Origin of the sequence: Nocardioides jishulii (assembly GCF_006007965.1) — a bacterium.
GTDB classification, from domain to species: Bacteria; Actinomycetota; Actinomycetes; order Propionibacteriales; family Nocardioidaceae; genus Nocardioides; species Nocardioides jishulii.
In genome coordinates, this window is sequence record NZ_CP040748.1 from 59454 (window position 1) to 84776 (window position 25323).

Annotated in this window: 20 protein-coding genes; 14 read left to right on the forward strand and 6 right to left on the reverse strand. The window is 70.2% G+C overall.

All coding sequences use genetic code 11. From position 1 onward, the window contains the following. Positions 1 to 117: 117 nt before the first annotated feature. Positions 118 to 1524 (forward strand): cytochrome P450, encoded by a 1407-nt coding sequence (locus FCL41_RS00275; RefSeq protein ID WP_137064516.1) that lies wholly within the window; start codon positions 118 to 120, stop codon positions 1522 to 1524. Positions 1525 to 1597: 73 nt separating this feature from the next. After that, positions 1598 to 2572: an NADPH:quinone oxidoreductase family protein gene (locus FCL41_RS00280; protein ID WP_137064515.1), complete on the forward strand. Its 975-nt coding sequence runs from the start codon at positions 1598 to 1600 to the stop codon at positions 2570 to 2572. 64 nt (positions 2573 to 2636) lie between these two features. Here the strand turns inward: FCL41_RS00280 and FCL41_RS00285 are convergent, their stop codons facing one another. Next, a complete protein-coding gene (locus FCL41_RS00285; RefSeq protein WP_137064514.1) occupies positions 2637 to 4310 on the reverse strand; it encodes a CotH kinase family protein in 1674 nt (557 codons plus the stop codon). Positions 4311 to 4481: 171 nt separating this feature from the next. Here FCL41_RS00285 and FCL41_RS00290 point away from each other — a divergent pair, with 171 nt between their 5' ends. The 6 genes from FCL41_RS00290 (at position 4482) to FCL41_RS00315 (ending at position 13040) form a co-directional block, all read left to right on the forward strand. Then, positions 4482 to 5198, forward strand: coding sequence for a response regulator transcription factor (locus FCL41_RS00290; RefSeq protein ID WP_137064513.1), 717 nt, complete (start codon positions 4482 to 4484; stop codon positions 5196 to 5198). After that, positions 5198 to 6640, forward strand: a complete 1443-nt coding sequence (locus FCL41_RS00295) for a sensor histidine kinase (RefSeq protein ID WP_137064512.1) — start codon at positions 5198 to 5200, stop codon at positions 6638 to 6640. Before FCL41_RS00290 ends, FCL41_RS00295 begins: the two co-directional genes overlap by 1 nt. After that, positions 6637 to 8586, forward strand: coding sequence for a M13 family metallopeptidase (locus FCL41_RS00300; RefSeq protein ID WP_137064511.1), 1950 nt, complete (start codon positions 6637 to 6639; stop codon positions 8584 to 8586). Before FCL41_RS00295 ends, FCL41_RS00300 begins: the two co-directional genes overlap by 4 nt. An 82-nt stretch (positions 8587 to 8668) precedes the next feature. Continuing rightward, positions 8669 to 10561, forward strand: coding sequence for a vWA domain-containing protein (locus FCL41_RS00305; protein ID WP_137064510.1), 1893 nt, complete (start codon positions 8669 to 8671; stop codon positions 10559 to 10561). Between the two features lie 10 nt (positions 10562 to 10571). Next, on the forward strand, positions 10572 to 10880 hold the full coding sequence (locus FCL41_RS00310; RefSeq protein WP_137064509.1) for a DUF2470 domain-containing protein: 309 nt from the start codon (positions 10572 to 10574) through the stop codon (positions 10878 to 10880). Positions 10881 to 10922: 42 nt separating this feature from the next. Beyond that, positions 10923 to 13040, forward strand: a complete 2118-nt coding sequence (locus FCL41_RS00315; protein ID WP_137064508.1) for a RecQ family ATP-dependent DNA helicase — start codon at positions 10923 to 10925, stop codon at positions 13038 to 13040. Positions 13041 to 13050: 10 nt separating this feature from the next. Here the strand turns inward: FCL41_RS00315 and FCL41_RS16860 are convergent, their stop codons facing one another. Further along, positions 13051 to 13200 carry a hypothetical protein gene (locus tag FCL41_RS16860; protein ID WP_170970149.1) on the reverse strand — a complete coding sequence of 50 codons (150 nt, stop codon included), beginning with the start codon at positions 13198 to 13200 and terminating at the stop codon, positions 13051 to 13053. Positions 13201 to 13249: 49 nt separating this feature from the next. Between FCL41_RS16860 and FCL41_RS00320 the strand changes: the two genes are divergently transcribed. Beyond that, the gene (locus FCL41_RS00320; protein ID WP_137064507.1) at positions 13250 to 13699 is read left to right on the forward strand and encodes an SRPBCC family protein; all 450 of its coding nucleotides are present in this window, start codon (positions 13250 to 13252) and stop codon (positions 13697 to 13699) included. Between the two features lie 91 nt (positions 13700 to 13790). Here FCL41_RS00320 and FCL41_RS00325 read toward each other — a convergent pair whose 3' ends face one another. The 3 genes from FCL41_RS00325 to FCL41_RS00335 form a co-directional block, all read right to left on the reverse strand. Then, positions 13791 to 15377 (reverse strand): DHA2 family efflux MFS transporter permease subunit, encoded by a 1587-nt coding sequence (locus FCL41_RS00325; RefSeq protein WP_239021700.1) that lies wholly within the window; start codon positions 15375 to 15377, stop codon positions 13791 to 13793. A 143-nt stretch (positions 15378 to 15520) separates the two neighbouring features. Then, entirely contained in the window at positions 15521 to 16075 is a 555-nt protein-coding gene (locus FCL41_RS00330) for a glycosyl-4,4'-diaponeurosporenoate acyltransferase CrtO family protein (protein WP_137064506.1), read from the reverse strand. Positions 16076 to 16140: 65 nt separating this feature from the next. Next, positions 16141 to 16629, reverse strand: coding sequence for a glutathione peroxidase (locus FCL41_RS00335; RefSeq protein WP_137064505.1), 489 nt, complete (start codon positions 16627 to 16629; stop codon positions 16141 to 16143). A gap of 280 nt (positions 16630 to 16909) precedes the next feature. On the opposite strand from FCL41_RS00335, the gene FCL41_RS00340 reads away from it, so the two are divergent. From FCL41_RS00340 to FCL41_RS00355, 4 genes are all read left to right on the forward strand, one after another. Further along, complete coding sequence (locus tag FCL41_RS00340) at positions 16910 to 18127, forward strand: hypothetical protein (RefSeq protein WP_239021701.1); 1218 nt, start codon at positions 16910 to 16912, stop codon at positions 18125 to 18127. A 239-nt stretch (positions 18128 to 18366) separates the two neighbouring features. After that, complete coding sequence (locus FCL41_RS00345; protein ID WP_137064503.1) at positions 18367 to 21081, forward strand: DEAD/DEAH box helicase; 2715 nt, start codon at positions 18367 to 18369, stop codon at positions 21079 to 21081. Between the two features lie 22 nt (positions 21082 to 21103). Continuing rightward, on the forward strand, positions 21104 to 21796 hold the full coding sequence (locus FCL41_RS00350) for an SWIM zinc finger family protein (protein ID WP_137064502.1): 693 nt from the start codon (positions 21104 to 21106) through the stop codon (positions 21794 to 21796). 59 nt (positions 21797 to 21855) lie between these two features. Next, on the forward strand, positions 21856 to 22947 hold the full coding sequence (locus FCL41_RS00355; protein ID WP_137064501.1) for a PDR/VanB family oxidoreductase: 1092 nt from the start codon (positions 21856 to 21858) through the stop codon (positions 22945 to 22947). A gap of 58 nt (positions 22948 to 23005) precedes the next feature. On the opposite strand, the gene FCL41_RS00360 is transcribed toward FCL41_RS00355, so the two are convergent. After that, positions 23006 to 23605 (reverse strand): TetR/AcrR family transcriptional regulator, encoded by a 600-nt coding sequence (locus FCL41_RS00360; RefSeq protein ID WP_239021702.1) that lies wholly within the window; start codon positions 23603 to 23605, stop codon positions 23006 to 23008. Positions 23606 to 23713: 108 nt separating this feature from the next. Here FCL41_RS00360 and FCL41_RS00365 point away from each other — a divergent pair, with 108 nt between their 5' ends. Next, a complete protein-coding gene (locus FCL41_RS00365; protein WP_239021703.1) occupies positions 23714 to 25321 on the forward strand; it encodes a carboxyl transferase domain-containing protein in 1608 nt (535 codons plus the stop codon). The last annotated feature ends 2 nt before the right edge of the window (positions 25322 to 25323 follow it).

Below are 25323 nucleotides of genomic sequence, written 5' to 3' on the forward strand. Positions count from 1 at the left end.
CGAACCGTCGACGTCGGTGCCTGCATCCGTCTCGGTGGACGTTGACGGTGCCTCGCCGCCTCCCTACGGTGGCGTGAGTGCCCGTCTCCGGTCCGGGTGCCTCGTCTGGAGGGGTCCATGGCAGTGACTGAGGTGAGCAGCCGCCTGCGATCGGGGTTGCGGACGGTCACCCTGCCGCCTCCGGTGCCGCGTGAGCTGAGGCGCCTGGTGACCGGCGTGCCCGGCGTGGTCCGCGAGACGGTGCACTGGGGCGTCATCCACGGACTGCCCGGCCTCGTGCTCCGCCGGGCCGCCAAGCAGGGCGACCTGCAGGCACGCATGGTGATGGCGGGAGGTGACGTCGCAGGTCCGATCGAGGAGATCCGCGCCGTCGGCCCGGTGGTGCGGGCGAAGTTCAGCAACGTCGTCACGAGCCATGCCGGCGTGCGCGAGGTGCTCACCCGCGACGACTTCGTGACCGGCTTCCCCGGCAAGGACGGGCCACTCAGCTCGATCGCCGAGGCGACCGCACCGCGCAGCATCCACCCGCTCGAGCCGCCGTCGCTGCTGGCGACCGACCCGCCCGACCACACGCGCTACCGCAGGCTGGTGACCGGGGTCTTCACCAAGCGGGCGGTCGAGCGGCTGCGCGGGCGCACCGAGGAGCTGGCCACCGAGCTCCTCGACGCCCTGGAGGAGAAGGCCCGTCGTGGCGAGACCGTCGACGTCGTGGCCGACTACTGCGCGCCGCTGCCGGTGGCCGTGATCGCCGAGATCCTCGGCGTGCCCGAGGACCAGCACGAACGCGTCCTGGGCTTCGGAGCCGCCGCGGCACCGAGCCTCGACCTGGGTCTGGGCCTGGGTCAGTACCGCCGCGTGCACCGCGCGCTGGCGCAGTTCGACGACTGGCTGGGTGACCACCTCGCCGAGCTGCGCCGCAACCCGGGTGACAACCTGCTCAGCCAGCTCGTGCACGCCGAGGTGGACGGGGCCGGCCTGGACGAGACCGAGCTGCGCGCCACCGCCGGGCTGGTCCTGGCGGCCGGCTTCGAGACGACCGTCAACCTGCTCTCCAACGGCATCGCCCTCCTGGCCGCCCACCCCGACCAGCTGGCGAAGCTGCGCGCCCAGGAGGCGTCCTGGCCCAACACGGTCGAGGAGGTGCTGCGTTACGACCCGCCCGTGCTCCTGACCGCGCGCCAGGCAACGGTCGACACCGACCTGCTCGGCCACCAGGTCAGGGCAGGAACGCTGGTGGCGGCCGTCCTGTGGGGGGCCAACCGCGACCCGGAGGTCTTCGCCGACCCCAACGCCTTCGACGTCACCCGCGCCAACGCCCGCGAGCACATCTCGTTCTCGTCAGGTCGCCACCACTGCCTCGGCGCGTCGTTGGCGCGGATGGAGGGAGAGGTCGGGCTGCGCGCCTTCTTCGAGCGCTTCGGTGACGTCGACCTGGTGGTCGGGGCACGACGGCGTACGACGCGCATCCTGCGCGGCTACGAGACGTTGCCGGTGGTCCTGGGCCCGCCCGCTGGCCTGCCGTGACCGAGGCGTCGAAGCGACACATTTGGGCTGTGTGCCCCTCGCGCAAGCGGGCGAGAGGTCCTAACGTGTCGCCATGCGCGCAGCCCAGGTGATCCAGACGACCGGCCCCGACGGCGTGGAGGTCCGCGACGTCCCCGACGTGTCCCCCGGTCCCCACGAGGTCCTCATCCGTGTCCACAGCGTCGGCGTCTCCTTTCCCGACCTGCTCCTCTCCCAGGGCCAGTACCAGCTGCGGCCCGAGCCGCCCTTCACCCTCGGCGTCGACGTGGCCGGCACGGTCGAGGCGCTCGGCTCCGGAGTCGAGCAGTTCCAGGTCGGCCAGCGAGTCGCCGCGGTCGCGCCCTACGGCGGCGCCGCACAGCTCGCCGCGATCTCCGAGGACGCCGTCTTCCCGCTCCCCGACGTGCTGTCGTACGACGAGGGCGCGGCGCTGCCGATGAACTTCCTGACCGCGCAGTTCGCCCTGGTCGAGCGGGCCGGGCTGCGTCCCGGTGAGATCGTGCTCGTCCACGGCGCGGCGGGGGGAGTCGGCACGGCCACGATCCAGGTCGCCAAGGGCCTCGGCGCCTCCGTCATCGCGGTGGTCTCGACGCCCGAGAAGGCCGAGGTCGCCCGCGCCGCCGGCGCTGACGAGACCGTCCTGGTCGACGGTTTCCGTGAGCGGGTCGGCGCGCTGACCGGCGGGCACGGCGTGGACGTGGTCGTCGACGTGGTCGGCGGCGACCTCTTCACCGACTCGCTGCGCGCGCTCGCGCCGCTGGGTCGGCTGCTCGTCGTCGGCTTCGCCGCGGGCCAGGGGATCCCCGAGGTCAAGGTCAACCGGCTGCTGCTCAACAACATCGACGTGCGCGGCGTGGGCTGGGGCGCCTTCGCCATGGTGCGTCCCGGCTACATGCACCAGCAGTGGCGCACGCTCGTCCCGATGATCGAGTCCGGGCTGGTCAAGCCGCCGATCGGCGGGACGTACAAGCTCGACGAGATGGCGCAGGCGCTGCGCGACCTCGACCAGCGCCGCGCCACGGGCAAGCTGGTCGTCCGGATCGCGTGACTGCAGCGCAGTGCGGCCTCCGCGAGTCAGTGGGTGACTCCCGAAGGCCGCACGGGGGGTGAGCTCAGGACTCCCGTGAGTCAGGGCTCCTCGCCGGGTCCCTGTCACGCGCCTGGTCACGCGAGTGGTCCCGCGAGTGGTCGCGTGACTTGTCCTCGCGCTGGTCCTTGCGCGCCTCCTCGCGCTGGTCCTTCGCGGAGCCCTGCTCAGGACCCGACTCGGGGCGTCGGTCCTGCTCGAGGCGCTGGCGCTGCCCCGGCCCCTTCTCCGACTCCCGCTCCGACCCCATCTGCGCGCCCGGGCCGAAGCCCTGAGCGTCGTGGTCGCCGGCGTCGTGGTCGCCCTTGATCGAGGAGCGGACCTCCTCGGCCTCGGCGCTCAGCGTCTCCTCGTCGACGAGGTCTCCCGCGTCCTCGGCCAGCAGGTCGACCCACCGCTGCAGGACGTCCTCGGCCAGGCCCGAGTCGAAGAGGTCGGTCTGGATCTGCTCACGCGCCTCGGTCAGCAGCTGCTGGAACTGGGGGACCTCCTTGAAGCGCTCGACGAGCGGGTTGTCGCCACCACCGGGCATGCCGGGTCCTGGCTGCGGGTCGGCATGCTCGGGGCCGCCGCCCGGAGGCATGACCTTCGGCGCGTCCTTGCCGTCGCCGTCCTGCGGGCCGTCCTGGCCGTCGTTCTTGGCGTCCTGCGGTCCGTCCTGCGGTCCGTCCTGCGGGCCCTGCGGGCCCTGCGGGGCGTCGTCCTTGTTGTCCTTGCCGTCCTGGCCGTCGCGGCCACCGTCACCCGGCTCGCGTCCAGGGCCCTCCGGCCGCGCCCCGAAGGCGAGGTCGTGGTCCCAGGCCACCACGGTGAACTGCTTCTTCGCCGCGTCCCAGCGCAGGAAGGCGTTGTTGCCGGGGCCATCGATGTCGTCGAAGTTGTCGATGGCCTCCTCGAAGGCGAGGTAGGTGGCGAAGGCCTTCACGTCGAGCCACTCGGGGAGCTTCTCGGCGAACTCTTCCTCGTCGGAGTTGTTGACGAAGTCGAGGAACTCGATCAGCGGGGTCATGTCGTCCTCGCCGGTCTCCTGGTCGAAGACGTCCTCGTAGTCGTCCGGGTCGTCGCCGCGGTAGGACCAGTCACCTTCGGACTCCGCCTTGTAGAGGGCTCCGTCGCCCTCGAAGTTCTCCTTCTCCCAGTTCTCGTCCAGGTTCTCGATCACCAGGCGCAACTCAGGGTCCTCGTCGTTCACGGAGAAGGACGTCGCCATCGAGCGCTCCGTGGCCAGCCCCGCTTCCTCGAGGAGATCGAGCGCGACCGCCTCGTTCAGGGAGGTGGCGGAGCGGTTCGGCCGCACGACGAACTCGGTGGTGCCTTCGTGCTCCTGGCCGTCGACGAACTCGTCGAGGCGCAGCAGCCAGGGCATCTCGCTCGGGCTGGTGTCCTCGGTGAGGTTGCGCAGCGACGAGTTGCCCTTGAGCCGCAGGCCGACGTCCTTGAACGCGTGGCCGTCGATCGTGACGTCGCCCTTGATCCACTCCTTCTCGTCGGACTCGAGGTAGGTGGAGACCATCTCCTGCAGCTCGTCGGGGTCGACGTCGACCTTGATGGAGTGCAGGGCCGACTCGTCGAAGGCGGCGGGCGAGTCGGAGTTGCTCGAGCCCGACTGGGCCTCGGTCGCGGAGCATCCGGAGAGGACCAGGGCAGTCGCCAGCGCGGGGGCGATGGCCATCATGGGCCAGCGGGCGTGGGGTTTCATCGTTCCTCCTTCGGGGCGTACGTTTCGACATCACCCACGGTGGAGGGCTTCGCTGGAACGACGCTGGGTCGTGCCTGTGACCCACCTGTGAACGCCCCCGCGGGTGCGGTTCACAGGTTCCTCACAGCCGCCTCCCAGCCACGGGGTGGTGACCAGGCGCATGATCGAGTCATGACCACGGCGCCACTGACCCGTCCCGACGGCTCGCCGTTGCGCGTGCTCGCCGTGGACGACGAGGTCAACCTGACCGAGCTGCTGGCCATGGCGATGCGCTACGAGGGGTGGGAGGTGAGCGTGGCCCACGCCGGTCGTGAGGCGGTCGAGACCGCGAAGAAGTTCCGCCCCGACGCGATCGTGCTCGACATGATGCTGCCCGACTTCGACGGGCTCGAGGTCATGCGGCGCGTGCGCCTGGACCAGCCTGAGGTGCCCGTCCTCTTCCTGACCGCCCGTGACGGGGTGCAGGACCGGATCACGGGTCTCACCGCGGGCGGCGACGACTACGTGACCAAGCCGTTCAGCCTGGAGGAGGTGGTCGCGCGTGTGCGCGCCTTGCTGAGGCGCTCCGGTGCGACCAGCCGTGAGCAGGGTTCGCTGCTCGTCGTGGGTGACCTCGAGCTCGACGAGGAGAGCCATGAGGTGCGTCGCGGCGGCGAGGAGATCCACCTGACGGCGACGGAGTTCGAGCTGTTGCGCTACCTGATGCGCAACCCTCGTCGGGTGCTGAGCAAGCCCCAGATCCTCGATCGGGTCTGGGACTACGACTTCGGCGGTCAGGCCAACATCGTCGAGCTCTACATCTCCTACCTGCGCAAGAAGGTGGATGCGGGCCGGGCCCCGATGATCCACACCATGCGGGGTGCCGGCTACGTCCTCAAGCCGGCCTGATGCGCTTCGTCGGGCGCTCGCTCACCGCACGGTTGACCGCTGCCGTGGTGGCACTCATCGCCCTCGTCTCCGTCGTCGTGGTCTCGTCGACGGCCTGGGTCGTGGGCGCCTACGTCACCGACCAGCTCGACGCCGACCTGACGGCCGCCGGCGCGCGTGCGCAGCGGGCCCTGCTCGTCGGGCCCCACACGTCCTCGCCCGACGGTGGTCCGCCCCCCGCGATCCGCGAGGCGCGAGGGCAGGGGACCGGGACGTTGACGGCCTACCTCGCAGGGGGCGAAGGGCGGGGACAGCGCATCGACTCCTCCGGCGTCCTGCGGACGCTCGACGACGACGTGCTCGATGCGCTCGCCGGGCTCCCCGTGGGTGGAGGGCCGGTCACCGTCGACCTGACGGGACTGGGCGAATACCGGGTGCAGGTCGAGGAGGTGGACGGCATCACAGTCGTCACTGGCCTGCCGACGGCACCCGTCGAGGAAGCCCGCAACACCGTGACGCTCTGGGGTCTGGGGCTCGGCACGGTCGCGACCCTGCTGGGCGGCACCCTGGCCGCGCTGGTCGTACGCCGTCAGCTGCGGCCCCTGCGTGAGGTCGCGGTCACTGCGCAGGACGTCGCGGCCACCGACCTGACCACGGGCGAGATCGGGGTGGCGCGCGTGCCGCAGCACCTGGAGGACCCCCGGACCGAGGTGGGCCGGATGGCCCTCGCGCTCAACGCGGCGCTCGACCACGTCGAGTCGGCCCTGGACCAGCGACGGCGCAGCGAGGCCCAGGCGCGACAGCTGCTTGCCGACGTCTCCCACGAGCTGCGTACTCCCCTGGCCACCGTCTCCGGCTACGCCGAGCTGGGCCTGCGTGGACAGGATCCCGACGGCGTCACCCATGCACTGGGCAAGGTGCAGGAGGAGGCCCGTCGGATGACGGCGATGGTGGAGGACCTTCTGCTGCTCGCCCGCCTCGACGCCGGTCGGGCGCTCGCGGTGGAGGAGGTCGACCTGACCCGGATGGTCGTGGAGTCCGTCGCGGACGCCCGGGTGACCGGTCCCGACCACCGTTGGCGGCTGGAGCTGCCCGAGGAGGTGGTCACCGTCCAGGGCGACGCACTCAGGCTGCACCAGGTGCTCAGCAACCTGCTCGCCAACGCCCGGCAACACACGCCACCCGGCACCACGGTGACGACCGGGCTGGTCGTCGAGGACGACCGGGTGCTGCTCGGAGTCACCGACGACGGTCCGGGCATCTCCCCGGAGTTCGTGGGGGAGGTCTTCACGCGGTTCGCGCGCGGTGACGCCGCCCGCTCGCGCTCGACGTCGGGCGCCGGTCTGGGGCTGCCGCTGGCACGCTCCATCGTGCGGGCGCACGGCGGCGACCTGACGGTGGCGTCGGAGCCCGGACGAACTCGGTTCGAAGTGTCGTTGCCGCGGGCTAGGGTGACGACGTGACGATTCTCGATGACGCCCGCGACGGCATGAACCTCGACATCCGCCCCCAGGACGACCTCTTCGGTCACGTCAACGGCACCTGGCTGGAGACCGCCGAGATTCCCAGCGACCGCAGCAGCTGGGGGCCGTTCGTGACGCTGGCCGACCAGGCCGAGCAGCACGTGCGCGAGATCATCACCGAGCTCTCCCAGGGCAACGCCGACGACGTCGCCAACCCCGAGGACGCGCGCAAGATCGCCGTCCTCTACTCGACGTTCATGGACACCGAGGCGATCAACGCCGCCGGTGCCGACCCGATCCGTCCGCTCCTGGCCGACGTCGACGCCCTCGAGACGCGTGAGCAGCTGTGGGCCTTCCTCGGGGCCTACGAGCGCCACGGTGGCGGGGGCCTCTTCGGGTCCTACGTCGACACCGACGCGAAGCAGTCCGACCGCTACGTGGTCAACCTGACCCAGGGCGGCCTGGGTCTGCCCGACGAGTCCTACTACGCGGGGGAGAAGTTCGCCGACGTGCGTGAGAAGTACGTCGCCTACCTCACCGAGCTCTTCCGTCTCGCCGGCATCGACGACGGCGCCGAGCAGGCGCAGGCCGTGCTCGCGTTCGAGACGCGTCTGGCCGAGGGCCACTGGGAGCGCGCCGAGACGCGTGACGTGCAGAAGACCTACAACCTCCTGACCCGCGAGGAGCTCGACAAGCTCGCCCCGTCGGTCGACTGGAGCGGCTACGTCGCGGCGCTGGGCGGCAGCGACGCCACCATCGCCGAGGTGTGCGTGCGCCAGCCCTCCTACTTCGAGCACCTCTCCGCGGTGCTGACCGCGGTGCCGGTGGAGGAGCTGAAGCCCTACCTGCGCGCGAAGGTGGTGCGCAACCTCGCGTCGTACCTGACTGATGACTTCGTCGAGACCAACTTCGACTTCTACGGACGCACCCTCTCGGGCACGCCCGAGCTGCGCGAGCGCTGGAAGCGTGGCGTCGCCTTCGTCGAGGGCGCGATCGGTGAGGCGGTGGGCCGCGAGTACGTCGCCCGTCACTTCCCGCCGCGGTCGAAGGAGATGATGGACGAGCTCGTCGACAACCTGCTCGAGGCCTATCGCCAGTCCATCGAGGCGCTCGACTGGATGGGCGAGGAGACCAAGCGGCAGGCCTACGTGAAGCTGGAGAAGTTCCGGCCGAAGATCGGCTACCCGACGAAGTTCCGCGACTACTCCGGGCTGGACGTCGTGGAGGGCGACCTGGTCGCGTGCGTGCGCGCAGCGTCCGCCTTCGAGACCGACCGCGAGCTCGGCAAGATCGGCAGCCCCGTCGACCGCGACGAGTGGTTCATGCTCCCGCAGACGGTCAACGCCTACTACAACCCCGGCACCAACGAGATCTGCTTCCCGGCCGGCATCCTGCAGAAGCCGTTCTTCAGCCCTGACGCCGACCCGGCCGAGAACTACGGCGGCATCGGCGCGGTCATCGGCCACGAGATCGGTCACGGCTTCGACGACCAGGGCGCCCAGTACGACGGCGAGGGCAACATGCAGGACTGGTGGACCGCCGACGACAAGACGGCCTTCGAGGCCAAGTCCAAGGCCCTCGTGGAGCAGTACGACGCCTTCGAGCCTCGGGCCCTGCCCGGCGAGCGCGTCAACGGCCAGCTCACCGTCGGTGAGAACATCGGCGACCTGGGTGGCCTGACGATCGGCTACAAGGCATTCCTGATCGCGGTGGGCGACTCCGCGACGGATGAGCAGAAGCGCAAGGTCTTCCTCAACTGGGCCTACTGCTGGCGCACGAAGCGCCGCAAGGAGCTCGACCTCCAGTACCTCACGATCGACCCGCACTCCCCGCCGGAGTTCCGCGCCAACATCGTCCGCAACCTCGACGAGTTCCACGAGGTCTTCGGTACGCAGCCCGGTGACGGTCTCTGGCTGGAGCCGGAGGACCGGGTCCGGATCTGGTGATCGCGGTGGGTCGCTGCCCAGCCGGCGGGGGTTGACCTCTACGGTGGGCCGCGACGTTCACCGATCTGATCCCGGGGGGGACATGAGGAAGACCGGTACGAGCTGGCGCACGCGCCTCGTGGCGCTGGCCGTCCTGCTCACTGCGACGGGGACCAGCCTGCACGGCTCGGCAGCAGCCCAGCCGCTGGCGATGGCCGACGGAGAGGGTCAGGGGCGCACCATGCTCGTCCTGGACGCCTCCGGTTCGATGGCGGATCCGGCCAAGGGCGGGAAGACCAAGATCGAGGCGGCCAGGTCGGCGCTGCGGACGGTGGTCGAAGGGCTGCCCGACGACGCCGAGGTCGGCCTACGGGTCTTCGGCGCCAAGGTCTTCTCGCGGACCGATCCCGGCAGCTGTGAGGACAGCCAGCTGGTCGTGCCGGCGGGCGTCGACAACCGCAGCGCGATGCTGGCCGAGATCAAGAAGTACAAGCCCTACGGCGAGACGCCGATCCCGTACGCCCTGCGTGAGGCCGCGAAGGACCTCGGCAGCGAGGGCGCGCGGTCGCTCATCCTGGTCTCCGACGGCGAGTCGACGTGCGACCCCGACCCCTGCAAGGTCGCCAAGGACCTGGCCAAGGACGGCATCGACCTGCGCATCGACGTGGTCGGGCTGTCGGTCTCGGGCAAGGCCCGCGAGCACCTCAGGTGCATCGCCGAGGCGGGCAACGGTGACTACTTCGACGCCGACGACGCAGCGGACATCGAGGCCACGTTGACCCGGGTGGCCAGCCGCGCGGCGCAGCCCTTCACCCTGTTCGGAGAACCGATCAGCGGCGGCACCGAGCAGGACCCGACACCGATCACCGTGGGCAGCTGGATCGACACCATCGGCACGGTCAAGGGCTATGACGCCAAGTACTACTCCTTCGAGCGGAAGGAGGCCGGCAGCACCCTGCGGGTCGCGGCGGTGACCCAGGGCGGCACGGGCTTCAACGACGTCACCCGGATGGAGATCACCAACCCCGAAGGCGACAGGTGCGACTACGCCTACACGGTGCGGTCCTCCATGCACGCCCTGTTGCTCAAGGGGGTCCAGGTGACGGCCGGGGCGGAGAGCAACTGCGACCTCCCCGGGACCTACAGGGTCATGGTCGAGCGCAGCCATGGCACCCCTGACGTCAAGATCGGGCTGCGGGTCACCGAGGAGCCGCCGGTCGAGGACGACGGCTTCGTCGCGCCGGAGGGTGACGTCCCGATCGAGAAGCCGGCCTTCGGTGGGACGGCCCAGGAGGTGGCCGGAGCGGCCTCGCTCGAGGAGGCGCCCGAGCTCACCAGCGGCCTCTGGTCCAGCGACATCGTGCCCGGTGAGGCCCTGATCTACCGGTTCCGCCTGGACTACGGCCAGTCCGCCAGGGTCGGCATGCGTTTCGCAGCCGGGACGACCGACCATCGCGAGGCGTTCGGACTGGCGCCGCCGATGGCCCAGATGTCCCTGCACAGTCCGCTCGGCGCCAACGTGGACTTTCCGAAGGGCGCGGAGTTCCTCGGCTACGTGGGCACGAGGGCGCCGGTCGAGTTCCGGACCGCGACGCCGCAGGTCAGTCGGACGGGTGCCTTCGACGGTGGAGGTTTCGGTGGTGGCGGCGACTTCACCGTGGCTGGCGACTACTACCTGATGGTCGCCGTCGGGCGCAACGACACCCTCGAGCTGCCCTTCGAGATCGACCTCCAGATCGACGGCGAGCCCGCCGACGGCCCGACGTACGTCGACGGTGCGAGCTGGACGATCACCGACGGGCTCGACATGGGCGAGGCAGCGACCTCCGACAACGACACCGACGCCGAGACCGAGACCGAGACCGACAGCCCGGCAGCGGCGGAGCAGAGCAGCAGCGTCTCCCTCCCGGTGGTCCTGGGCGGTGCTGCCGGGCTCCTCGTCGTCGGTGTCCTCGTGGGCGTGCTCCTGAGCCGTCGCCGTGCGCGACGTGTGTGAGGATCTGGGCATGAGTGCATCGCGATTCGACGACAGCATCGTCGCCGGCGTCCTGAACCACATGAACGGGGACCACCTCGACGACTCGCTCGACATCGTCCGTGCGTTCGGAGCGCTGGAGGCGACCGCGGCCGTGATGACCGACCTCGACACCGAGGCCGGTGTCTGGACGGCGACGGTCGACGGCGCCCCGATCGAGGTCCGGGTGCCGTGGCCCGGTGGCCCCCTCACCGAGCGTCCTCAGCTGCGGGTGGCGGTGGTCGAGCTCCACCAGCAGGCGCGCGAGCGTCTCGGTTTGCCTCCGGCCGCCCCGCACTGACGTACGTCTCCCATTGTCGGAGCCGCCTGTTAGACAGGGGCCATGACTTCCAGCCCCGCGACCTTCGACCGCACCGCCGCTCGCGAGTCCGCCGAGCGTCACCTGCGCGCCCTGGTCGGCCGCGACGACGCGACGCTGCGCGAGGACCAGTGGTCCGCGATCGAGGCGCTGGCGGTCGACCGGCGCCGTGCCCTCGTCGTGCAGCGCACCGGGTGGGGCAAGTCGGCCGTCTACTTCGTCGCCACCCTGCTGCTGCGCGAGATGGGCGCCGGGCCGACGGTGATCGTCTCGCCGTTGCTCGCGCTGATGCGCAACCAGATCGCCGCCGCCGAGCGGGCCGGCATTCGCGCCGTCACCATCAACTCGACCAACAACGACCAGTGGGAGCCGATCCACGCCGCGATCAACAACGGCGAGGTCGACGTGCTGCTGGTGAGCCCGGAGCGGCTCAACAACCCCGGCTTCCGCGACGAGGTGCTGCCACGTCTCGCGGCCACCTGCGGGCTGCTGGTGGTCGACGAGGCGCACTGCATCTCCGACTGGGGCCACGACTTCCGTCCCGACTACCGCCGCATCCGTACGCTCCTCGACGAGCTGCCGAGCGGCATCCCGGTCCTCGCGACCACGGCCACCGCCAACGCCCGCGTCACCGGTGACGTCGCCGAGCAGCTGAGCGGTTCTCGCCAGCTCGACGACGTGCTCGTGCTGCGCGGCACTCTCGACCGCGAGTCGCTGCGCCTCGGCGTGCTGAAGATGCGGACCACCGAGCAGCGGCTCGCCTGGCTCGCCGACTTCGTCGCGGCCCAGCCGGGCAACGGCATCATCTACTGCCTCACGGTCGCTGCGACCCAGGAGGTGTCCGCCTACCTGCGCGACCGTGGCCTGGAGGTGCGCGCCTACTCCGGCCAGACCGAGGCCGAGGAACGAGGGCGCCTGGAGGCTGACCTGGTCGAGGGCCGGGTCAAGGCGCTGGTCGCCACCTCGGCGCTCGGCATGGGCTTCGACGCGACGCTCTCGTTCGTGGTCAACCTCGGTGCTCCCAGCTCGCCGGTGGCCTACTACCAGCAGGTGGGCCGTGCCGGCCGTGGCACCGACGACGCCACCGTCGTGCTGCTGCCGCAGCTGGAGGACCGTGACATCTGGGCCTACTTCGCCTCACTCGCCTTCCCGCCCGAGCACCAGGTGCGCCAGACGCTCGCCGTGCTCTCGGAGCAGGGCACGCTGAGCACGGCGGCGCTGGAGACCTACGTCGACCTCAGCCGCAACCGGCTCGAGACCATGCTCAAGGTGCTCGACGTCGACGGTGCCGTCCGTCGCGTGCGCGGCGGCTGGGAGGCCACGGGGCAGGAGTGGGCGTACGACGCCGAGCGCTACGCCCGAGTGACGGCTGCGCGCGAGCGCGAGCAGGCGGCGATGCTCGCCTACCTCGACACCGACCGCTGCCGGATGCGCTACCTGCGTGAGCAGCTCGACGACCCGGAGGCCGTCGACTGCGGGCGGTGTGACAACTGCGGCGGGCTCACCCTCTCCACGGACGTGTCCGAGGCGGCGGTCGAGGCCGCCCACGAGCGCCTGAGCCGCCCGGGCGTGGCGGTCGAGCCGCGCAAGATGTGGCCCACTGCGCTCGCCACTCTCGGCATCGACCTCAAGGGCAAGATCAAGGGGCAGGCCGAGGAAGGTCGGGCCGTCGCCCGGATGACCGACCTCGGCTACGGCCAGCAGGTGCGCGAGCTCTTCCGCGACTCCACCCCGGACGGGCCTGTCCCGGTGCCGCTGGTGCAGGCAGTCGTCCAGGTGCTCAACGACTGGCGGCCGCGTGTTGACGCCATCGTGGTGGTCGAGTCGACCCGCCGCGGGGTGCTCACCCAGGACCTGGCCGACGGCCTGTCGCGCTACCTGCGAGTGCCGGTCATCGGCAGCTTCGCCCTCGTCGACGTGGACGTCCCGCCGGGTGCCGGCGCGACCAACTCCGCCCAGCGTGTCTCCGCCGTCGGCCGCCGCTCACGCCTCCTGCTGGACGACGACTCCGTGTCGGGTCGCCGGGTCCTGCTGGTCGACGACCAGGTCAACACCGGATGGACGCTGACCCTGGCTGCGCAGCAGCTGCGCGACGCTGGCGCCGAGGCGGTCCTGCCGCTCGTCCTGGCGGTCCAGGCCTGAGGGCGACCCCTCACCGCCCGTCGAGCAGGTCGTCGACGAGGGTCGTGAAGTCGTTGCGACTCCTCTCGTCCAGCGGCCACGGCCGTTCGGCGACCTCACGCTGCAGGTGGCGTGCCAGTGGCGCCGGATGGGCGCGAGCGCCCGAGTGGGCCACCATCATGGCCGCACGTCAGTGCGCGGGTCAGGCGCCGGGGACTACTCTTCGGCACATGGACGACCTCACCGCCTCTGCCAGCATCCTCGTCGACGCGCCGGCCTCGGTGATCTTCGACATCCTCGCCGACCCGCGCCAGCACACCCGGATCGACGGTTCCGGGTCCGTGCAGGAGATCGTGGACGGCCCCGAGCGGCTCAGCGAGGGGGCGCAGTTCACCGTGCAGATGAAGCGCGGCCTGGGCTACCGGACCAACAACACCGTGGTCGAGTACGAGCAGGACGCCCTGATCGCGTGGAAGCACCGCGGTGCCCACGTGTGGCGCTACGAGCTCACCCCCGAGGCCGGCAAGGTCCGGGTCACCGAGACGTGGGACGGCAGCGGCTACTCGGGCCTGCCGCGACTCATCTTCAAGATCACCGGCCTCAAGGGCACCCAGCGCTCGATCGAGGAGACGCTGGTGCGGCTGAAGGCCGTGGCCGAGGCAGACGCCGCGCGCGCCTGAGCAGGCCGACCGCGACTGCTCACGACGTACGGATGCGACGAAGGCCCCCGCAGGAGCGGGGGCCTTCGTCGCGTGCGTGCGTACGACGCGGTCAGTGACCGATCATGACGTCCTTCGGTGCGTGCACCTTCTCGCGCGGCAGGAAGAACGCCGGCACGAGGCAGAGACCCACCAGGGCGGTGGCCACCACGAAGACCGAGGCGAACGACGCCGCCTGGTCGCCCGGCACCTTGTCCACGAGTGACTGGAACGACTCCGGGGTGAGCCCCAGCCGGGCGAACAGCTCACCCACGGCGGCGTCGCCTCCCCGGGCTTCGGCCTCCGCCACCTCGCCGGCCACCTGGATCGACTTCTTCTCCTGCATGAAGTTGGTCAGCAGGGTCGCGAAGATCGCGGTGCCGATCGAGGCAGCGACCTGCTGCTGGATGTTCAGCAGGGTCGAACCGCGAGCGACCGTGTGGTCGGTGAGGGTCGCCAGGGCGGCGGTCATGATCGGCATCATCGCGCCGCCGAGGCCCAGGCCCATGATGAAGAGGGCGCTGAGCAGGTAGACGTACGAGGTGTCCGCGTCGATCTGCGTGAACATCCCGACCGACACGGTGATGACGGCCAGCGCCGTCATCACGATCTTGCCGGGGCCGATCTTGTCGGCGAGCAGGCCAGCCAGCGGCATCGTCAGGATGGCGCCGACACCCTGGGGGGCCAGCAGGAGGCCGGCGTGCAGGGCGTCCTCGCCGCGGACCATCTGGAAGTACAGCGGGAAGAGGAGCGAGGCGCCGAAGAAGGCGATCGCGAAGAACGACATCGTGATCAGCGCGACCGAGAGGTTCTTGTTCTTCAGCAGGCGCAGGTCCATCAGCGGGTGGATGTTGGACTTGCGCAGCGCCCACGGGATGAAGAGGCTGGTCAGGATCGCTCCGATCACCATGGTCGCGACGACCTCGGTGGTCCAGGCAGTGCCGGACTCCTCCTTGGCGCCGGGGATCGAGGAGACGCCGTACAGGAACGACGCGAGGCCAGGGGAGAGGAGCAGCATGCCGACGAAGTCGAAGGTCTCGGACGGCTGCACGTCGTCCTTCTCGAGGACCTTCGCCGCGTAGACGAGGCCGATGATGCCGATCGGCAGGTTGATCAGGAAGATCCAGTGCCACGAGGCGACGTCGATCAGCCAGCCGCCGAGGATGGGGCCGAAGATCGGCCCGAGCAGCATCGGGATGCCCATGACGGCCATGACTCGGCCCAGGCGCTCGGGGCCGGCGGCGCGGGTCAGGATCGTCATGCCGAGCGGCATGAGCATGCCGCCGCCGAGGCCCTGGACGACGCGGAAGATGATCAGCCACGTCAGGTCGGGCGCGATCGCGCAGAGCACCGAGCCGAGCGTGAAGAGGGCGACGGCGATGAGGTAGAGCCGCTTCGTGCCGAACCGGTCGGCGGCCCAGCCCGTCAGCGGGATGACGGTGGCCAGCGCCAGCGTGTAGGCGGTCATCGTCCACGCGACGTCAGCGGTGGTGGCGTCGAACTCGCGGGCGAAGGTCTCCAGCGCGACGGACACGACGGTGACGTCGAGGATGGACATGATGCCGCCGAGGACGACGACGCCGGCGATGAGGAGAAGCTTGCGGTCGAGCTTCTCGACCTGCTCCGGCTCCTGGCCGGGAAGAGTTTCTGTACTTGTCACTGGCCGAGACTAGTGGCCGAGGCAACAATCGGCGCTCCCATTGAACGTGCCGTCGGACACACCCCGTTCTCGCGGGGTTGCGTGGCGTCCCGCTTTCACAGTCGTTGCCGTCGGCAGAATTGCCAGTTCCGCCGCTGGGCTGGCTAGGTCCTCCTTGAGAGCCTGGCGAATATGGCTTGGAGGCGGGCACGCACGAGCCGCTGCAGTAGCGCTGGGTACAGATGGAAGAGGAGTCCGAGGGCCACCAGCCAAAGAGCGCCTTGCCATGCCTCTCCCGACACCACGCCGAAAGACAGGGCCGCAGTGACGACAAGGCAGATGCTGTGGCCGAGTTCGGAGCGCAGTGTGTGCTGGTCGAGTTCTTTCAGGCCCTCCCGCGTGCCGCCGAACCCACGTTCGTTTGCTATGACCCGGTTCCATCCGATGACGTGGAGCAACTTCCCGAACAACCGGACCCCCAGGACCGGGTAGAGCCGCGCTTCCCAGGGCCTGACCCGGAACCAACCGTGATTGGGAATCCGCGCCCGCGGACCCGCGATCCAAGACACCCACGCCATGAGAATGAAGTGAGTGACCCAGGCGAAGGAGAACCCCGTCGGGCCGATGAACACCCATGCCGCTGCAATGGCCCCGGCGGCGAGTGCCGTCGACAACGCCGCGACCACCATGACGCGTGCTGACTTGAGGGATTGAGGCACGCGCCGAGGTGAGAGGCTCGGCGCAGGTGACGGTGTAGCGGTCGGTTCGGGGGCCGGGCTGCCGCTCAACCCAGCAGCTTCTCGATGCCCTCGACGACGTGCGGGGCGTCGGGCTCCGTACGCGGCCCGAAGCGCGCGACCGGGGTGCCGTCGGCGGTGATGAGGAACTTCTCGAAGTTCCACTGGATGTCGCCGGTCTTGCCCTCCTCGTCGGAGAGCTCGGTGAGGGCGTCATAGATCTCGTGACGGCCCTCGCCGTTGACCTCGATCTTCTCGGTCAGCGGGAAGGTCACCCCGTAGGTTGCCGAGCAGAACTCCGCGATCTCGTCGGGCGAGCCGGGCTCCTGGCCCATGAACTGGTTGCACGGGAAGCCGACCACGGTGAAGCCGCGCTCGCCGTAGGTGGCCTGCAGCTCTTCGAGCTTGGAGTACTGCGGCGTGAGGCCGCACTTGCTGGCCACGTTGACCAGGAGGGCGGGCTTGCCGCCGGTGAGGTCGCGCAGGGTGCCGGTCGTGCCGTCGAGGCGGCCGATGGAGGAGTCGAGGATGCTCATGGCTCGAGGTTAGTGCGGTTCTCAACAATCCGTGGTGGTGATCCATCAGGGAACGTGCCGTGGCTCGTGCTCGTGCACGGTCCGAAGGAGCGGATTGCTCCTGCGCCTCCAAATCCCCCCCGTCGGGAGCCGATCTTCCCTACCCTGCTGGACAAGCGAAGGGGAGATTGTGGCTGAAGAGTCATGGCACGCAGCACGACTGATTCCGACCTCGGGGATTTCGGGTGCGGAGGAGCAGGAACGACGCGCGACTTCTGCGCTGCTGGCTGTTCTTTCATCCGTGAAGGAGTTCGGCCGAGCGCTTCTCGGGACGGTGGCTGCCCCGGCAGGAAACGTCGAGACCTACATCGAGGTTCCCTTCAAACTGGGAGGGAAGGACCTGCGTCCCGATGGGCTCATTCGAGTTCGTCGCGGTTCGAGGGAATGGACCGCCCTCGTCGAGGTGAAGACTGGGAAGAACGCTCTCGCCACGGAGCAGTTGGAGAACTACCTCGACATCTGCCGTGATCAAGGCTTCGACGCGCTGATCACGATCAGCAACGAGATTCCACCCAGTCCTGACGTCCACCCGACGCAGGTTGACCGCCGAAAACTGCGAAAGGTGGCACTCCACCACTGGTCGTGGGCAGATGTGCTCGCCTCCGCGGTTCTTCAGAAGGAACATCGCGGTGTCTCCGACCCCGATCAGGCATGGGTCTTGGGTGAACTCATCCGCTACCTCGAACACCCGAAGTCGGGGGCACTCGAGTTCGACGACATGGGCGCCGACTGGGTTCCGCTCCGAGAAGCGGTCACGAGCGGGACGTTGCGTGCGGGTGATCCCACCATCACCGACGTCGTGGCGCGCTTCGACGCACTCATCCGGTATGCCTCACTGCAATTGGGCCGGAGGCTGGGGGCGGACGTAGTTGTCCAGATGAGCCGCAAGGAGCGCAGTGACCCAACACTGCGCGCGCAGATTCTGCGGACTGGTCTTGTCGACCACGGTGTCCTTCGCGGCGCTCTACGCATTCCCGGAACGGTGGGCGACATCTCCGTGACGGCCAACTTGCGCACGAACACCGTTACGTGTCACGTCGACGTGGATGCGCCCAAGACCGGACGGGCCACCACTCGTGTGAACTGGTTGGTGCGTCAACTGAAGACCGCCCCTGACGGACTGCGTCTGGAGGCATTCGTGGTGAACCAGCGGGGTGCAGGTGCATCAGACCTCTTGGCCGTGGTGCGCGAGGACCCTGCGGTGTTGGTGCTGGACGCCACTCGGGAGCTCAAGGCCTTCCGGTTGGAGATGAGCGTTCCCATGGGCACGAAACGAGGTCGGGGCCGTGGGTCCTTCATCGACTCCGTGATGAACGCGGTGGACACCTTCTACGAGGACGTCGTCCAGCACCTCAAGGCATGGTCCGCTGCACCCCCCAAGATGCGGCCCGAGGTTGCGACTCCACCGGGCGAGCCAGCCGAACTCACGTCCACGGCGCTCTCGTCCCAGGACGACTGAGCCGCCTCGACGTCGGCTGGATGACGGCTCCACGGCATCGCATTAACGCCTGAGGGCCACGTACGCCCACGGTTCAGCAGGCAGTTCGGGTACGTGAGTGCCGGCGTCGCGCTCGTCGGGCCGCGCCAGCGCAGGAGTTTCCTTCCGGGGTGGTGGCCTCCCGCCAGCGCAGGAGTTTCCTTCCCAGCCGAGGCCCACTGCCCCCAGCGCTGTCGGACTCAGCGGCTACCGTCGTCGGCGTGAGTCTCGTCCCCACCTCCGGTCCTGCGACCCTGCGCTCGGCGGAGCCGCCGCGGGAGGCGACGATCGAGTTCACCGGTCCGGGTCAGCGCACGGTCACCCTGCCGGTCACCGCCGCGATGCCCGTCCTGGCTCGCGCCCAGCGCGGAGGCGGCGAGCTGCACCCCACCGTCGTCCTGCTCGCGGGAGCCGCCCACCTCGGGCTGCGCCTGGTCGCCGACGGCCGCTTCGGACCGCACCCTGAGCAGCCGTGGTGGGTGCCGGTGCTGCTGCCGGCCGACGACGACCGCATCGCGCAGCTCGCCGCCGCCCGGGCCGACGACGGGCTCGACCCGGCAGCGGCGGAGGGCGTCGTACGCCGCATGGTCGACGCCGTCGTCGACGCCAGCCCGCGCAAGGCACCGAGCCGCACGCAGGTGCGTCAGCCCGCCTCGCCGGTCGACTACTCCTCGCGCCTGCAGTCGCGCCTGCAGCGGATCCGCCGCACCCACGGCGTCGACGACCGCCCGCAGACCGTCACGCTCTCGCTGCGGGTCGAGGCCGCCGACGAGCAGCTGTACGCCGGTGAGCTGCGCCTGGTGCCGCAGGTGCACGCCGAGGAGAACCCGCTGCACCTCGCCGACGCCTCGGCGCTCTGGTTGGAGACCGGGCCCGACGCCTCGCACGGCTTCGGCGACCGGGCGCGTACGCACGCCAGCATCGCGATCCGTCGCGCTGCCGACGCCTGGGACGTGCTCGACCGGCTGCTCGACCAGCGGGTGCCCGACGAGCTCGTCCTCGACTCCGACGAGATCACCTCCCTGCTCGACCGCGGCCTCGACGCGCTGGCCGAGGTCGGGGTCGACGTGCTGTGGCCGCGCAGCATCGGCCGCGACCTGAGCAGCCGGGCCGTGGTGGAGTCGACCTCGTCGCGCGGCTTCGACGACGATCCCCTGCAGTCCTCCACCCTCTCGGCCGAGAACCTCTTCGCCTTCAAGTGGCAGGTCTCGTTGCGGGGCGAGGAGCTGTCCGAGGCCGAGATGGAACAGCTCGCCAAGGCGGCCACACCGGTCATCAAGCTCCGCGACAACTGGGTGGTCGTCGACCCGACCACGGCCCGTCGCGCCCGCAAGCGCCTGATCCGCAACGCCCGCCCAGCCGAGGCGGTCGCCGCCGCGCTCAGTGGCGTGGTGGAGGTCGACAAGACCGAGGTGCAGGTGCACCCCGGTGCCTCGATCGAGGTGGTGCGCAAGCGCCTGCTCGAGGCCCACCAGGCGACGGTCGAGGTGCCGAAGAAGTTGGCGGCCACCCTGCGCGACTACCAGCACCAGGGCCTCAGCTGGCTCGCCCACGTCACGGGCCTGGGGCTGGGTGCCGTGCTGGCCGACGACATGGGGCTGGGCAAGACGATCACGCTCATCGCGCTGCACCTGCACCGCCGCGAGGCCGGCTTCGACGGCCCGACCCTGGTGGTCTGCCCGGCCTCCCTGCTCGGCAACTGGCAGGCCGAGATCGAGCGGTTCGCGCCCGGCACGCCCGTACGCCGCTTCCACGGCGGAGGCCGCTCGCTCGAGGGGCTGGCCGGGGAGAGGCCGACGGGCGAGGGCGACGCCGGGTTCGTGCTGACGACGTACGGCACGATGCGCAACGACGCGGAGACCCTGGCGTCGGTGCGGTGGGACCTCGTCGTCGCCGACGAGGCGCAGCACGTGAAGAACGCCGCCTCCTCGACCGCCCGCGCCCTGCGCAGCATCGACTCCCGGGCGCGGGTCGCGCTGACCGGAACCCCGGTGGAGAACAACCTCACCGAGCTCTGGGCGATCCTCGACTGGGTGGTGCCGGGACTGCTCGGCAGCCGCCTGGCGTTCCGCCGGGTCTGGGCCTCGCCCATCGAGGCCGGGGTCGACAGCAAGGTCACGCAGCGCTTCGCCGACCTGATCGGGCCGTTCCTGCTGCGGCGGCGCAAGTCCGACCCGGGCATCGCGCCGGAGCTGCCGCCCAAGACCGAGACCGACCACCTCCTGGGGCTGACCACCGAGCAGGCGGTGCTCTACGAGTCGTTCGTGAAGGACCGGATGGAGCGCATCGAGCGCTCCGAGCCCGAGGAGCGCCGCGGCCTGGTGCTGGCGATGCTCACCGGCCTCAAGCAGATCTGCAACCACCCGGCCCAGTTCCTCAAGCAGGCCAACCCCAAGCTCAACGGGCGCTCGGAGAAGCTCGACCTGCTCGACGAACTGATCGGCACGGTGCTCGCCGAGGACGGCGCGGTCCTGGTCTTCACGCAGTACGTCGCCATGGGCAACCTGATCTCCACCCACCTGCGCCGCGCGGGGGTGCCGCACCAGTTCCTGCACGGCAGTGTCCCGGTGGCCGAGCGCGAGCAGATGGTGCGTCGTTTCCAGGCCGACGACGCCGACGACCGGGTGCCGGTCTTCCTGCTCTCCCTCAAGGCCGGCGGCACCGGCCTCAACCTGACCCGGGCCGACCACGTCGTGCACGTCGACCGCTGGTGGAACCCGGCCGTCGAGGAGCAGGCCACCGACCGCGCCTACCGGATCGGTCAGACCAAGCCCGTCCAGGTGCACCGGATGGTCACCCAGGGCACGGTGGAGGAGCGGATCGCGGCGCTGCTGGAACGCAAGCGCGGCCTCGCCGACGCGGTGCTGGGCCAGGGCGAGGCGGCGCTGACCGAGCTCAGCGACGACGAGCTGCGCGACCTGGTGGCGCTGCGATGACCGAGACGTCGGGAGCGGGGCGATGAGCCGCACGTTCCCGCGCATCGAGCCGCGCCGCTCGGCAGCCGTACGCACGTGGTGGGCGCGCGCGGTCGCCTCGGCGCTGGAGGAGGCGGCGTACGACCCGGACGACCTGAAGAAGGGCGCCGGCCTGGCCCGTCGCGGGGAGGTCGGCCAGATCGAGCTCGAGGCCGGGCGGGTGGTGGCCGCGGTGATGGAGCGCGGCGACGCCTTCACGGTCACGGTCACGGTGCCCGTCATGGACGCCGAGGAGGCGCAGGCCTTCGCCGAGGTGGTCGGCGCGGGCGCCGGCTGGGTCGGGTCGCTGCTGCGCGGTGACGTGCCGGCGAGCCTGGACGAGGCGCTGGAGGAGGCCGGGGTCGAGCTGCTGCCCTACGGGGGGCTGACTGCCACCTGCGGCTGCGACGCGTGGGTCGACCCCTGCCGCCACGCGCTGGCGGTGCTCACCCAGGTGGCCTGGCTGGTCGAGGCGGACCCACTGGTGCTCCTGCACCTGCGCGGACTCGAACGGGCCGACCTCGTCGCCCGGTTGGCCGGCCCGCCGGAGGAGTCAGCCAGTGACTCGGCAGACTGGGAGGGCGACCTCCCTGACGTGGAGGTCGCCGTCGAGGCGGCCGAGCAGGCCGCCGCGTTGCTGGTGGACATCGTCGAGCCCGTCGACGGAGCCACCGAGTCGCTGCACGGAGAGGAGTGAGGAAAAGTCGTCTGCGGGAAGTCCCCGTGTAAAGGTGTAGACGATATATCCTCTGCAACATGGCATTCCGGTTCTTGAAGAAGTCGAAGTCGGCCTGGCCCCAGACGGTGGCGACGCAGTCGGCGTACGACCCCACGGCAGACGCCCAGCGCAAGCTCGAGGCGGAGAAGCTGGCGGCCGGGACGCTCAAGATCGACCTCGAGGTCGACCGCGTCACCCAGGAGGCGGAGGGCGTCATCGCCATCACCTTCGTCGACCCGCACGGTGACGAGCTGCCCGCGTGGGAGCCCGGTGCGCACCTCGAGGTCCACACTCCCTCCGGGCTGATCCGTCAGTACTCGCTGTGCGGCGACCCGGCCAACCGCTTCGAGTACCGCGTCTCGGTGCTCCGCGAGGAGGACGGTCGCGGAGGCTCGAAGGAGCTCCACGACACCAAGCTGGTCGGCAAGCTGATCACCTCGACCTCGCCGCGCAACCACTTCGAGCTGAAGCCGAGCCCGAAGTACCTCTTCATCGCCGGCGGCATCGGCGTCACCCCGATCCGCGCGATGGTGGCCGCCGCCGCGCAGTCCGGCGCCGACTACCGCGTCCTCTACGGCGGTCGCAGCCGCGCGTCGATGGCCTTCGTCGACGAGCTCACCGAGATCGCCGGTGACCGCCTGACCGTCGTCCCCCAGGACACCGAGGGCCTGCTCGACCTCAAGACCGCCCTCGAGGCGATCGACGCCGACACGGCCGTCTACTGCTGCGGCCCGTCGCCGCTGATCACCGCGGTCGAGCAGTGCGTCGAGAAGTACGCCCCCGCCTCCGAGCTGCACTTCGAGCGCTTCACCGCCTCCGAGGAGGCGGCTGCCGAGCGCGCCGAGAAGGACAAGGGCAACGTCGCCTTCGAGCTGGAGCTGAGCCGTTCGGGCGTCACCGCCATCGTCGGCCCGGACGAGCGCGTCCTCGACGTGGTGCTCAAGAACGTGCCGAACTTCGACTACTCCTGCGAGGAGGGCCACTGCGGCTCCTGCCTGGCGAAGGTCATCTCCGGCGACGTCGACCACCGCGACGACGACCTGCTGACCGCCGAGGAGCGTGCGGCCAACACTGAGATGTACGTCTGCGTCTCGCGCTCCAAGGGCGGCAAGCTCGTCCTCGACGTCTGAGTCGGCCCGTCGGCTCCTGACCCCGGTCGGGTGCCGACAGCCGTTCAGGCGCGCACGTTCAGGCGGCGTCGAGCGCGCGCATCGCCATCTCGGCGAGCAGGTCCCGCATCTCCTCGTCGGGCACGCGCGCGCTGCGCGGCGTCGAGTTGATCAGCCCGAAGGTCGCGTGCACGGTCGCTCGCGCCCGGTCCAGCGTCAGCTCGGGCTGGAGCTCCTGGAGCGTGGTGGCCCACAGGTCGACGTAGTCGCGCTGGAGACCCCGCACCTTCTCGCGCGCCTCGTCCGGAAGTGAGCTCCAGTCGCGGTCCTGCACGATGATCAGCGCCTTGTGCGCGAGGGCGAAGTCGACGTGCCAGCCGACCAGGGCGGCGAGCGCGGAGCGTACGTCGCCGGTCTCGGCAGCGCTCGCCGCGCGGGCGCGCCCCACCGAGAGCAGCTCCTCGGAGATGGAGACCAGCATCTCGGCGAGGATCGCGTCCTTGCTCGGGAAGTGCTTGTAGAGCGCCGGCCCGGAGATGCCGGCGGCCGCACCGAGGTCGGTGACCGAGACGCCGTGGAACCCGCGGCGGGCGAACATCTCGGCCGCCAGGTCGAGCAGCTGCTGGCGCCTGCTGGTGGCGGGCCGGGGCGGGCGCGCGCTGCTGGTGGACTCGGTCACCGGCTCAGGTTAGCGGGCATTCACCTCGGCCCACCGCTCGAACGGCCCGTAGACGCAGGCGTCACGGAGTGGTGGCGCAACAGGTTAATGAGCGTTAACCTTGGCCGCATGAGTCTCCACGACCTCACCGCTGAACTGCGCGAGCGCCTCGCCCTGGTCCGCCAGGGCGGGTCGGAGGCGGCCCGCGCCAAGCACACCGGACGAGGCAAGCTGCTGGCCCGCGAGCGCGTCGACCGCCTGCTCGACCCCGGCAGCCCCTTCCTCGAGGTGGCGCCGCTGGCGGCGTGGGGCATGTACGGCAAGGACGAGACCGACGTCAACGCCGTGCCCTCGGCCTCCGTCGTCGCCGGCATCGGCCGGATCAACGGCCGCAACGTCATGGTCGTCGCCAACGACGCGACCGTGAAGGGCGGCACCTACTACCCGATCACGGTCAAGAAGCACCTGCGCGCCCAGACCATCGCCGCGGAGAACAACCTGCCCTGCGTCTACCTCGTCGACTCCGGTGGCGCCTTCCTGCCGATGCAGGACGAGGTCTTCCCCGACCGCGAGCACTTCGGTCGGATCTTCTACAACCAGGCCAACCTCTCGGCCCGCGGCCTGGCGCAGATCAGCGCGGTCATGGGCTCCTGCACCGCGGGTGGGGCGTACGTCCCGGCGATGAGCGACGAGACCGTCATCGTGCGCCACCAGGGCACGATCTTCCTCGGCGGCCCGCCGCTCGTGAAGGCCGCGACGGGTGAGGTCGTGACGGCCGAGGACCTGGGCGGCGGCGACGTGCACGCGCGTACGTCGGGCGTCGTCGACCACCTCGCCGAGGACGACGACCACGCGCTGCAGATCGTGCGCTCCATCGTCGACACCCTGCCGCCGGTCTCGGGCTTCGACGGCGACGGCCTCCGGGGCGCTGGCAGCGGCCGTGCGTCCTACGACAAGCGTGAGCCCGAGGAGCCGTTGGAGGACCCGCAGGGTCTCTACGACGTCGTCCCGACCGACACCCGCCAGCCCTATGACGTGCGCGAGGTCATCCGCCGCATCGTCGACGGCAGCCGCTTCCACGAGTTCAAGAAGCTCTACGGCGAGACCCTGGTGACCGGCTTCGCGCACATCTGGGGCCACCCGGTCGGCATCGTCGCCAACAACGGCATCCTCTTCAGCGAGTCATCGCTCAAGGGCGCCCACTTCATCGAGCTGTGCAACTCCCGCGGCATCCCGATCGTCTTCCTGCAGAACATCACCGGCTTCATGGTCGGGCGCGAGTACGAGAATCGCGGCATCGCCCGTGACGGCGCCAAGCTGGTCACCGCGGTCGCGACCAGCGTGGTTCCGAAGTTCACCGTCGTCATCGGCGGCTCGTTCGGCGCCGGCAACTACGGCATGGCGGGCCGGGCGTACGACCCCCGCTTCCTGTGGATGTGGCCCAACGCGCGCATCTCCGTGATGGGCGGAGAGCAGGCCGCGAGCGTGCTCTCCACCGTCAAGCGCGACGGGATCGAATCCAGGGGTGGCGAGTGGTCGGCCGAGGACGAGGAGTCGTTCAAGGCGCCGATCCGCGACCAGTACGAGACCCAGGGCTCGCCCTACTACTCCACCGCCCGGCTGTGGGACGACGGGATCATCGACCCCGTCGACACCCGCCGCGTCCTCGGCATGGGCCTCGACCTGGCCGCCCAGGCCCCGACCCCGGCGCCGTCCTACGGCGTCTTCCGGATGTGATG